Origin of the sequence: Halorubrum sp. SS7 (assembly GCF_005435055.1) — an archaeon.
Lineage (GTDB): Archaea > Halobacteriota > Halobacteria > Halobacteriales > Haloferacaceae > Halorubrum > Halorubrum salinarum.
The window spans coordinates 1-226 of sequence record NZ_SGXV01000681.1 but is presented as its reverse complement, the minus strand read 5'-3'; the positions used below and the strand labels follow the sequence as shown (position 1 = coordinate 226).

Annotated in this window: 1 pseudogene; it reads right to left on the bottom strand. The window is 57.5% G+C overall.

The features are described from left to right. Positions 1–182: pseudogene (locus EXE44_RS21820) on the bottom strand (ABC transporter permease); the annotation flags it as partial. Positions 183–226 lie beyond the last annotated feature (44 nt).

The following is a 226-nucleotide window of genomic DNA, read 5'->3' as shown; positions in this document are numbered from 1 at the left end:
CGGTCGAGGCCGTACTGGGCCCGGATCGCCTCCACCTGTTCCTGTCCCGGCGTCGGTCCCAGCATGATTTCGACCGGATCGCCGGGGATCTGGTTCGCCAGGAAAAACGTTATCGTCACGATACCTATCAGTACGGGTATCGCCTGTGCGAATCGTCTGAGTGTGTACCGAAGTAAACTCACTGTCGTGGATTCCTCGTTGTTTCGGTTCGGTTTTTGCCGTCGCT